Annotated in this window: 11 protein-coding genes; 6 read left to right on the forward strand and 5 right to left on the reverse strand. The window is 48.4% G+C overall.

Features of this window, described 5'->3' with window-relative positions; all coding sequences use genetic code 11:
- Window positions 1–220, forward strand: a 220-nt coding sequence (locus KDK17_RS07985; protein ID WP_257287795.1) for a hypothetical protein, incomplete at its 5' end; no start/stop codon positions are given.
- Between the two features lie 98 nt (window positions 221–318).
- On the opposite strand, the gene KDK17_RS07990 is transcribed toward KDK17_RS07985, so the two are convergent.
- Both KDK17_RS07990 and msrP read right to left on the reverse strand, forming a co-directional pair.
- Window positions 319–903 carry a sulfite oxidase heme-binding subunit YedZ gene (locus KDK17_RS07990; RefSeq protein ID WP_257287796.1) on the reverse strand — a complete coding sequence of 195 codons (585 nt, stop codon included), beginning with the start codon at window positions 901–903 and terminating at the stop codon, window positions 319–321.
- Between the two features lie 10 nt (window positions 904–913).
- Entirely contained in the window at window positions 914–1,957 is a 1,044-nt protein-coding gene (gene msrP / locus KDK17_RS07995) for a protein-methionine-sulfoxide reductase catalytic subunit MsrP (protein WP_257287797.1), read from the reverse strand.
- Window positions 1,958–2,189: 232 nt separating this feature from the next.
- Between msrP and betB the strand changes: the two genes are divergently transcribed.
- Both betB and betA read left to right on the forward strand, forming a co-directional pair.
- Window positions 2,190–3,653: a betaine-aldehyde dehydrogenase gene (gene betB / locus KDK17_RS08000; RefSeq protein WP_257287798.1), complete on the forward strand. Its 1,464-nt coding sequence runs from the start codon at window positions 2,190–2,192 to the stop codon at window positions 3,651–3,653.
- Window positions 3,654–3,676: 23 nt separating this feature from the next.
- Window positions 3,677–5,335, forward strand: a complete 1,659-nt coding sequence (gene betA, locus KDK17_RS08005; protein ID WP_257253301.1) for a choline dehydrogenase — start codon at window positions 3,677–3,679, stop codon at window positions 5,333–5,335.
- Window positions 5,336–5,357: 22 nt separating this feature from the next.
- Here betA and pssA read toward each other — a convergent pair whose 3' ends face one another.
- Window positions 5,358–6,182 (reverse strand): CDP-diacylglycerol--serine O-phosphatidyltransferase, encoded by an 825-nt coding sequence (pssA, locus tag KDK17_RS08010; RefSeq protein ID WP_257274654.1) that lies wholly within the window; start codon window positions 6,180–6,182, stop codon window positions 5,358–5,360.
- 232 nt (window positions 6,183–6,414) lie between these two features.
- On the opposite strand from pssA, the gene KDK17_RS08015 reads away from it, so the two are divergent.
- Window positions 6,415–7,881: a tetratricopeptide repeat protein gene (locus KDK17_RS08015; RefSeq protein ID WP_257274655.1), complete on the forward strand. Its 1,467-nt coding sequence runs from the start codon at window positions 6,415–6,417 to the stop codon at window positions 7,879–7,881.
- A 44-nt stretch (window positions 7,882–7,925) separates the two neighbouring features.
- Here KDK17_RS08015 and KDK17_RS08020 read toward each other — a convergent pair whose 3' ends face one another.
- The gene (locus KDK17_RS08020) at window positions 7,926–8,846 is read right to left on the reverse strand and encodes a LysR substrate-binding domain-containing protein (RefSeq protein ID WP_257253298.1); all 921 of its coding nucleotides are present in this window, start codon (window positions 8,844–8,846) and stop codon (window positions 7,926–7,928) included.
- A gap of 43 nt (window positions 8,847–8,889) precedes the next feature.
- A complete protein-coding gene (locus KDK17_RS08025; protein WP_257287799.1) occupies window positions 8,890–9,591 on the reverse strand; it encodes an amino acid racemase in 702 nt (233 codons plus the stop codon).
- A gap of 222 nt (window positions 9,592–9,813) precedes the next feature.
- Between KDK17_RS08025 and KDK17_RS08030 the strand changes: the two genes are divergently transcribed.
- Window positions 9,814–10,542, forward strand: coding sequence for a hypothetical protein (locus tag KDK17_RS08030; protein WP_257274657.1), 729 nt, complete (start codon window positions 9,814–9,816; stop codon window positions 10,540–10,542).
- Window positions 10,543–10,581: 39 nt separating this feature from the next.
- Window positions 10,582–10,821 carry a DUF2959 domain-containing protein gene (locus KDK17_RS08035; protein WP_257274659.1) on the forward strand — a complete coding sequence of 80 codons (240 nt, stop codon included), beginning with the start codon at window positions 10,582–10,584 and terminating at the stop codon, window positions 10,819–10,821.
- Window positions 10,822–10,883 lie beyond the last annotated feature (62 nt).

Below are 10,883 nucleotides of genomic sequence, written 5' to 3' on the forward strand. Positions count from 1 at the left end.
AGACGGAAAGAATGATAATTTATGGGCTTGCTCTGCGCAAGCCGAGCTATCCATCACCGTCCTCAAAGTACGGGGCTTTTCGCTCAGTTTGGGTAATCTTTCATCTTTTCAGGCTGACTTTCGTATATCTCATCAACCGTCTGCTGAAAGTCCTTTCTTGGCGGAGGTGGAATGTACCTACTCACTTTTTATCTCAAATCAATCAATTATTGAGCTATAGATGTAGTTTAATAACAAGAACAACTCAAAAAATTAATAATATGAGATTAAAAAAAGACTTCATGCCACAAACCTCTCATGAAAACGCTAAAAAAGGGCTCATCGAGCCCGTCGCCACTTGGTAGGCAGCCTGAACAACATCAAACCAGCCAGCACAGAACCAAATATTACCGCTTCGGTATAGTCACTTTTTGACAGCCAGACAAAATGCAAAACCGCCAGACCTGCAGCCAGATAGACCAGCTTATGCAACTTCACCCACTTTTTCCCTAACCGGCGCATCATGGCCTTGGTTGATGTGGCTCCCAGTACAGAAAGTATCAGGATCGCAAAAGCACCCGCCATGATATAAGGACGCTGATAGAGATCTTCCAACAGTGTTTGCCACTGCCAGCCCAGCAAGAATGCAAGATAAGCCATTACATGCAGTACTGCATAAAAGAGTGCGAAGAGCCCGATCATTCTCCGGAACCGGATCAGTTTGTTAATCCCTGTCATTTTTCTTGCCGGGGTAACTGCCAGACTGATGCAAAGAAAGATTAAAGCCCACTCGCCCAAATCCCGGGTCAGGGTATTCGCCGGGTCGGGTCCCAGTTGATGAGTGATAACAGCATTGATCAGCCAGACCAATGGCACCAGACATATTGGAAAAACAAGCCATTTTAACTTTGCAACCCAGTCCATCACACGACCTTTAATAGAATTTCCTGAGATCCATCCCCTTGTAGAGATGAGCCACTTCTTCGCCATAGCCATTGAACTTTTGCGTTTCAATCTGGTTTGGCTCCCAGATGGAGTTAGGCAATCTGCGCTCTTGCTTCTGGCTCCAGCGCGGATGATCGACTTCAGGATTCACATTGGCATAAAAACCATACTCGCTCGGACCTGATTTAACCCAAGTGGTTTGTGGCATGGTTTCAGTAAAACGGATTTTGACAATGGACTTGATACTCTTAAAGCCATACTTCCAGGGAACAACCAGTCTCAGAGGGGCACCATTTTGCGGCGGCAGTGTCTTGCCGTATAGGCCAATAGCCATAAAAGCCAGAGGGTTCATGGCTTCATCTATTCTCAGCCCTTCGACATACGGGTATTTAATGGCACTGAGACGGGAGCGTTGACCCGGCATCTGTTCAGGATCATAGAGTGTTTCGAACTGAACGAATCTGGCCCTGGAATTGGGTTGAAAACGCTTGAACATGTTGGCCAATGACACACCCACCCAGGGAATAACCATCGACCAGGCTTCTACACAGCGAAGACGGTAGATTCTTTCCTCAACATCGTGGGGCTTGAGTATATCTTCCAGAGTGTATTTACCGGGTTTTTCAATCTCCCCCTCAACCACTAACGACCAGGGGTCTGTTTTCATATTTTTAGCGTATTTGGCAGGGTCGTCTTTTGAGTAGCCAAACTCATAAAAGTTGTTGTAACCAGCCACACTGGCGTAGGGGGTTAACGTTTCATCGGTTGTGAAGCGACTGGATTGATAGCTGGCTACTTTCTCTTTCAGCCAATCAGGGGCAGAAAGCTGTGGAACGTCATCATAGCCTGAACCCGCCGGCTTCCTGGTTGACCGGGTATCTGCAGCATCACCGCAACCTGCCACAACCAGCCCCATGCCGACACAGGCAAACTGTCCACCCATTTTCAAAAAACGGCGACGATCCTCGTAAACGTTTTCTGATGTTATTTCACTGCTGCGGACGTCTCCAGACTTTCTGGTCTTAATCAGCATCGATACTCTCCCGCACAATTCTCTTATTTACCTTTTACGCTCGTTTTAATGGCGCAGATTCACATTTCAAAATCATGGACGTCATCTCGCCAGTAAATATTCCATCAACCCGCTGACTTGATCATTTATTAGCGGCTTTTTTGTCGTTTTCACATAGAATTAATTCGGTGTTCCAACTATCGATGCCTGAGAACGTCCTCAGCTTTGCAACTGATACCCGAGGGAGTTACCTGTGTCATTACCTTGCTATCAGAACTTTGTCGATGGCCGATACCTGGCCAATGAGACGAAAGAAACGTTTCCGGTGATCAATCCCGCTACTCGTCAAATCATTTATACCGTAGAGAAAGCCGATGACGCCATTCGCCAGTCTGCTGTTGCCAGTGCTCAAAAAGGCTTTGAAAGCTGGTCAAGAATGAATGGTATGGAGCGCAGTCGCATCCTCAACCGAGCTGTCAGCCTCTTGCGCGAACGTAACGATGAACTGGCCCGAATTGAAGTTCTCGATACAGGTAAACCCTGGCAAGAGGCCTCCGTGGTTGATGTGGTTACGGGCGCCGACTCTATTGAGTTTTTTGCTGGATTGGCTCCTTCCATTGAAGGCAACCAGCAGTGCCTGGGCGATGACTTTTATTACACCCGCCGCGAAGCTCTTGGCATCTGTGCCGGAATAGGCGCCTGGAACTACCCCCTTCAGATTGCCTGCTGGAAGGCTGCCCCGGCGATGGCCTGCGGCAACAGTATGATTTTCAAACCGTCTGAAGAAACGCCTCTGGGTGCCTTGAAGCTGGCCGAGATCTTTATCGAGGCAGGCGTGCCCGCTGGCGTCTTCAATGTCATCCAGGGTGACGGTGAAGTCGGTGCCTGGCTGACCCATCATCCTGATATTGCCAAGATATCTTTCACCGGAGAGGTCAGCACCGGCAAAAAAGTCATGATCGGTGCAGCCTCTTCATTAAAAGAGGTCACCATGGAGCTGGGCGGCAAGTCCCCCCTGATCATCTTTGAAGATGCCAATCTTGATAATGCCGTCTCCGGAGCAATGCTCGGTAACTTCTACACCCAGGGCGAAGTCTGTACAAACGGCACACGGGTTTATGTCCACAAGGCTATCTATCCGGCTTTTATAGAAAAGCTGCAGCAACGCACTGAAAATAATATTGTGCTGGGCGACCCCATGAACCCATGTACCAACATGGGTGCGTTAATATCAGAGAAACATCATCAACGGGTTCTTGACTACATCCATCAGGGCGTTATGGAAGGTGCCACCCTGTTGACCGGAGGAAAACCAGCCACCCCCTCTACAGCACCCGATGGCCTCTTTATTGAACCCACCATTTTTTCAGATTGCCGCGATGACATGACCATTGCCCGCGAGGAAATCTTCGGCCCCGTTATGGCGGTATTCACCTTTGAAGATGAAGCAGAAGTCATTGCCCGTGCCAACGACACCGAACTGGGCCTCGCAGCTGGAGTCTTTACTCAGGACATCACCCGCGCTCACCGTGTTATTCACCAGCTTCAGGCCGGCATCTGCTGGATCAATTACTACGGAGCCTCGCCGGCTGAAATGCCAGTAGGTGGTTATAAGCAGTCCGGCACGGGTCGTGAAAATGGTGTTGAAACGCTGAAGCATTACACTCAGGTCAAAGCAGTGTATATGGGCATGAAGCCTCTGGAGAGTCCTTTCTAACTCTGCATTCAAGGAGCACGACCATGACAAAGTATGATTATGTCATTGTCGGGGCCGGTTCTGCCGGTTGCGTTCTGGCCAATCGTCTGACGGAAGATGTCAATAATCAGGTTCTGCTGATTGAAACCGGCGGGAGTGACAAGAGCATTGTTATTCAAATGCCAACGGCACTGTCCATTCCCATGAATACCGAAAAGTATGCCTGGCAGTTTACAAGCCGACCCGAGCCTTTTTTGGACAACCGTCGTATGCACTGCCCCCGGGGTAAGGTGCTGGGCGGCTCTTCTTCCATCAATGGCATGGTCTACGTTCGGGGCCACGCCAAAGATTTTGATGAATGGCATCAGCATGGAGCTACTGACTGGGATTATCGTCACTGCCTGCCGTATTTTCGTAAAGCAGAAACCTGGGCTTTCGGTGGCGATGACTATCGGGGAGATAGTGGTCCATTAGCGGTTAATAATGGCAATGAAATGAAAAACCCTCTCTATTCAACCTTTATAAAGGCTGGGCTAGAAGCAGGCTACATGGAGACCACTGACTACAACGGTGCTCGACAGGAAGGTTTTGGCCCCATGCATATGACCGTTAAGAACGGTATACGCTGGTCCACTGCCAACGCTTATCTTCGACCGGCCATGAAGCGAAGCCATTTGACGGTGGTGACCCATGCTCAGGTCCAGCGGGTTCTGCTGGAAGGCAAAAAGGCAACGGGTGTCGAATATAAACACAAAGGACTCATAAAAAAAGTACTGGTCAGTAAAGAAGTCATTCTTTCTGCAGGCTCTATTGGCTCACCTCATATTCTTCAATTATCAGGAATCGGCCCTCGAAAGGTATTAGAAGACGCAGGTATAGCTGTTCAGCATGAATTGCCCGGTGTAGGTGAAAATTTGCAGGACCATCTGGAGTTCTACTTCCAGTTCCGTTGCAAAAAGCCGATTACTCTTAACGGCAAACTGGACCCGCTCAATAAATTGTTTATTGCCGCTCGCTGGTTTTTCATGAAAGACGGGCTGGGTGCGACCAATCATTTTGAATCTTGTGGTTTTATCCGTTCAAAAGCCGGCGTCGAGTGGCCTGATATGCAGTACCACTTCCTGCCGGCAGCCATGCGCTACGACGGCAGAAGCGCTGTTGATGGTCATGGTTTTCAGGTTCATATCGGCCACAACAAACCCAAAAGCCGTGGCTGGGTGAGAGCGGTGTCAGCCAATCCAGATGATCATCCCGGTATACAGTTCAATTATCTGTCCCACGAAGAAGACCGGGAAGGCTTCAGACAGTGTGTTCGTCTGACTCGGGAAATCATCAATCAACCAGCGTTCGATGAATATCGTGGCTCAGAAATACAACCGGGAGAAAGCGTTCAAACTGATGAAGAGATCAATAGCTTTGTCCGGGAATCTGTAGAAAGTGCCTATCATCCGTCCTGCTCCTGCAAGATGGGAATGGATGACATGGCCGTAGTCGACCCACAGACAAGAGTCAGAGGACTGGAAGGGTTGAGGGTAGTGGATTCGTCTTTATTCCCAATCATACCCAATGGAAATCTGAATGCTCCCACGATCATGGTGGCAGAGAGGGCTGCCGACCTCATTCGAGGGGCAGACACCCTGCCTCCGTCTTCTGCCCAAGTCAATATGGATACTCAATGGCGGGAAAGACAGAGAACATATTGACAATGTCAGCTTTTCTCTCAGGTTATTCGGAAGCAGGTTGCTTTCTGGTTTTTCCTATCAGGAACATAATCGGTCCCGAACAGGCATAACTCAGGAAAATCAACGTCAGCACTCTGGGTGGATCAGTAAAGACAACGGCAAAAGCCAAAACCATGGCAATCATGAAAATGAAAGGTACCCGACCTTTCAGGTCCAATTTCTTGAAACTGTTGTACTGAAAGTTACTGACCATCAATACTCCGGCCAGACCTGTAATCAGAGCCCCCAGCAGTGCAATACCCAGCATGTTGCCATCGATACCAAAATCACTCAGCGCCCATACCATGCCTATGACCAGTGCTGCGGCAGCAGGGCTGGCCAAACCAGTGAAGTAGCGGCTATCCGTCACTTCCAGCTGAGTATTAAAACGAGCCAGTCGCAATGCAGCACAGGCCGCATAAATGAAAGCTACCATCCAGCCTACTTTCCCCAGATCATTGAGAGCCCAACTATAGGCCACCATCGCAGGCGCTACACCAAAGGTCACCATATCTGCCAGACTATCGTACTCCGCACCAAACTTGCTCTGGGTATTAGTCATCCGGGCAACACGACCATCCAGCCCATCCAAAATCATGGCGACAAAGACTGAAATACAGGCTTGGGTAAAAAAACCTGCCTGAGCACTGATTATGGCGTAAAAGCCACAGAACAGGTTGCCTGTTGTAAACAGATTGGGCAGTACATAGATGCCCTTGTGGCGAACTGTCTCCCCACCTTCGACCACTTCTTCAAAGTGCTCATCGACGGGAAACAGGCCGTCCACAGCATCTTGTTCATTTTCGGATCGTTCCGGCTTATCGGTCATTTCAACGTCTGCTCATTGACATAATGGTGAAAAACACACTCTACCATGAAAGGCTTGAATACTGGATAAACATAGCAAGTCACAGGATCGCCCATCATTACAGCAGTACCTTATTGAATCATCCAGCCAATCTGGCATTTCCTCTGCCCGCATCTATATTAATTGAATTCTTCAACAGGTAGCGAAAGGCATTTCACGAGCTGCCTTACTTACAGCGTATTCGGGCAATTCCATGCGATCGAAAGCGAGCAGTGAAAAGGTGTTTTTACGACCTGTCATGGTCCCTCTGTTCACCGGTATAATGACTTGTTGTAGCCTTCATTCGATCAAAGTAATAGCTGCTGCTCCCCTGACCGCACCGACAAACTGGATAGGCATCTGGCAAGCCCAAAAACAGTTTGGATTGACTCACCCTCTCAAGCCAGAAAAGAATAAGCTACTCATCAGTGCTGTTGTCGAAGGTGCCTGCAAAACCAGCGACGTATATCTAACAGAATCAGACTTCAACCTTGGCAAGCTGATCGACATCGCCCACTCACCAGACGTCACTTTCAGCTCAACGGTCATGAGTACTGAGCAGCAAAGCTGGTCCGCTGTGCTGTCTGCCTTATCGATTTTATCATTCCTGCACAATCCGCTTTCCTTTCTGTTTATCGCCTCGGACAACGGTTTGCCCTCTTTCCCGCAGGAACCCCATCTACCCTCTGCTCTGACACCCCAACGACTGGATCTGACAAAGACCGAAGCAAAAGCCCGCCAAAATACTGATGAAATGCCCATCAGACAGCTTCTACCTCCTGTCACTTTGCCAATACTGGTTACTATCGATGAAGACGGTTTTGTAACCCTCTTTATTGTTGAGTTAACCGCAGGGGGCTATCAAGTCAGGCAGTTCAAAACTCATGTTCACGTCACTTCCCGGAATGCTCAGGAGTTGTTTGACGAACTAAAAGAGCACAGTAATGTTTCATTGATTAATACCTCAAACTGTGTCGTATTCGATAAGCGTCTCCAATTCCAGTTAACCGATGAATCCTGTGAATCAGAGTTTTTTTCCCAAAATGAAGAAGCGGCTTTTAAAGTTGATCACTTAACTGACATTCGTTTTATAAGAGGTCGGTTACTGAAACGCACCCAATCAAGTCAAGACAACACGTGGAGAGTTATCCCCTTAAATCCCGAGGCTCCTGTTTTTGTACCTGCTGCCTTGAGAAACCTCTACCCATTTGTCGATGAGCCTCTCCGCCGGGCCTCGAGCACTGCTCCTGTCAGGCCGGGGCAGAAAAGACCGGCACAGAAAAGACCTCCGAGAACGGTTACCCAAACCTCCACTCATTCCATGCCAAAAGAAATGATCAGGAGGCAGCTTCTCTGTGATCATCAAAATGGCTGGGATATAAGATCATACTGGAGAAAAATCGTTAGCAGGCTGGAACAGGCAGGCAAATACGGTGAAGCTATTGTTTATTTAAAAGTTCTGGTTGAAACCTATCCTGCTGATTTCCACACCAAACACGCCCTGATCTGGGCACTGGTTAAATTCAACAGGATGAAAGAAGCGAATTTATTGATCTTGGGCTGGCTGAAAAACCCTGACCACGCATCAAAACGCATTGCTTCACTTAAAGCTATGACCAAGCGTCCCAAAAAATTCAAAATCTGGCAGCAAACCTATCACACCATCGGTAAAAATTTGTGAGTGATCGGACGAATTTCCTGCCCTCAATTTGTTGGGCAGATCAGTCATTGGAAGGTTCCCATCAACTGCCAACCTGATTCGCAACGCTGGCTCAATTCTGCCCATAACCTTTCAGCCCTGGCATGCAGTCGGACGGAGTTTCGGTAGAGCAGAATTTCTATGGCACCCGTCCAGTCAGGTCTTTCAGAATAGGGAACCAGCTGCCCTGACTCCAGTTCATCCTGTACGGAATAATCCGGTAACCAGGCAACCCCTTTGCCCTTAAGAGCCATTTCCTTGAGTAGATTGGTCAGAGACGATTCCATGACCGTTTGAAAGAGTACGGGAACGTCAGATGTACTCAACAGACTATTAACCTTGCGCCCCATAAAAGCATTGGGGCTGTACCTGAGAAGAGGCACAATGTCCGGATCAGCATCAGAAAACAACGGTTCTCCCCGATCATCAGACGAACAAACAGGCAATAGGCGTGTCATCCCCAGCTTCAGATATTCAAAGGGTGGCTGCATCAAGGCTTCAACATTGAATGCCAGGAGAAAGTCACAATTACCCTCCTGCAGAGCCTCTACCGCCAGATCAACATCAATACTTTCTACACGGGTTTGCAGCAGTTGCTCATCTCCACTCATCCGCTGAATCAATTCCGGTAACAAAGTCACCGACAGGGAGTGAGCTGCTGCAAAATCAATGGCCTGTCCAGAGACAACTCCTTGTAACTGCCCCAGACCCTCTTCCATTTGACGAAGCAGGTTCCTGGCCGTTATTCTGAAAAGCCGTCCCTCTGGAGTCAGTTTGATGGGTATTGTTCCTCTGTCTACCAATTCAAAACCGACTGCCTGTTCCAGAGAACGTATTCTTCGGCCAAAAGCAGGCTGCGTGATGTTTCGAAACTCAGCAGCACGGGAAAAATTTCTCAGCTCGGCCAATGCCAGAAAATCTTCCAGCCACTTGGTTTCCAGATTCATTCAGGCGCTACTCCCAGACTTCAGTTCAACTTGCCCCCGCTTCTCAAGCAGCTACTTTCTCTTCTTGCTGGCTGTGCCAGTAAACACAAGCCCTGGCCAACAGCGCTGTTGCATCAATGCACTGTTCAGGATTTGTGCTCGCAACGCCAGCAAGACCGATAGGGATTTCTGTACAGCCCGGAATAACCGCTTCAGCGCCCTGGCGAACCAGATCATCAAAAACCATTTTCATACGTTGACTGCCCCGTTCCAGCCCCCCTGCCTTGATATCATAGATGGCATCCATCATCAGTGTTTGCACCTCCTGATCAGGTATCAGACATTCACGACCATCGTTCTCTATTTGCTGCTGGTACATGACGGCTGAGACCGTAGCGCTGGTTGCCATAATACCTATTTTGCCCAGATTGTTCCTTCGGATATGTTGTTGTACACAATCCAGGATACTGATCATTGGAATCCGGGCCTGTTTTTGCAGCTTATCAAACCAGAAATGCGCAGTATTACAGGGAATCACAGCACACTGGGCACCGCCCCGCTCAAGGCTTCTCAACCCTCTCAACAAAGCCGGAAAAGGGTCCTCGGAACCTTCTAGAATGCAGGCACTGCGATCAGGAATCTGAGGAACGTTATGCACCAGCATGGGCAGATGCTCCTGATCCTTGCTGGCTTCTGTCAAAGCAATAATTTTTTGCATAAAGTCAACGGTAGCCAACGGCCCCATTCCACCCAGTACTCCTAACACAACACACTCCGTTGAATTCGTGACCGAAAGATAAGCAACAAAATTAGAAACTATGGTTCTATCATTACGATTCCCACTAAGCTTGTGAAATGCCTAAAGCGAAGGATTAATGCCGAAATGGCATGAGGAGGAGGGCAGATAAAAATATAAGGTTTTACTTATTGGAATTAACTGCTTATAACAGGAAACTATAAAATTCCAATATCAACCGAATTGATCGCTATGAAAAGAATTACAATGATTGTGGCTATGAAACAGGAAGCAGCGCCACTCATTGAGAAACTGGGTCTGACTGAAACAAACGACATAAACCCATTACTACCTTGTAAAAACTTTGCTGGTGAATACAAGAATCTGAGCATCAATCTGGTTACCAACGGTTCCGACTCTGTTCACGGTGTGGAAAATGTCGGTACCCAACCGGCAACTCTGGCAGCGTATGAAGCACTTCGCCTGTTGTCTCCGGATCTGGTCATCAATGCCGGAACCTGCGGTGCTTTTTCAGATAAGGGCTGCAAAATTGGCGACGTTTATATTGGAGAGCGCATCCGTTTCTTTGACCGTCGTATCCCCATGGGTGAGCATTACGAAGCTTATGGAGACGGTAATTTTCAGTGCCAAGTCGCGGTTGACCTGGCACGGAAACTGGGTTTACCCACCTCTATTGTTTGCACCGGCAACTCTCTCGATATGAGTCCGACCGATGAAGCCATTCTGCGTCAGGAGTCCGTGGTCAACAAAGAGATGGAAGCCGCCGCCATTGCCTGGGTAGCCTCCCATTACCAAACGCCTCTGGTTGCAGTAAAATCAGTGACAGACTTGATGGATAGCGAGCATGGCACTGCAGAAGAATTTGCTTCCAATCTTGCACTGGCCTCCGGGAACCTTCAGAAAGAAGTACTGAAACTGCTCGATTTGCTCGCACAGAAACAGGCTACTTCTGATGTATAAACCAGCCATGAGCAATTGAAACAAAATCAGGGAGACACTATGCGTTATTTTCTGGCGATACTTCTGCCTCCGATAGCCGTTCTTCTGTGTGGCAAGCCGGTTCTTAAAGCCTTTCGGGATCAGGTTCTATATCTGAAACATAATCTCAATGCACGGGCTATTTCTGCGCTCAGGGGTGAATTAGGTGACATCAAGCTGGATATTGACCTTCTGATAAGAGATATGCAACGCTCCATCGATGAGTCACGCAAGTTCGTTGCAACCCAGCAACAGTCATAAATGATCGAATTGACATCCTCTCGCCCCTGAAGGAGCGAGATTCCCGTTAGTCACCTAACAGG

Source organism: Endozoicomonas sp. SESOKO2, from assembly GCF_024606245.1.
GTDB lineage: Bacteria > Pseudomonadota > Gammaproteobacteria > Pseudomonadales > Endozoicomonadaceae > Endozoicomonas_A.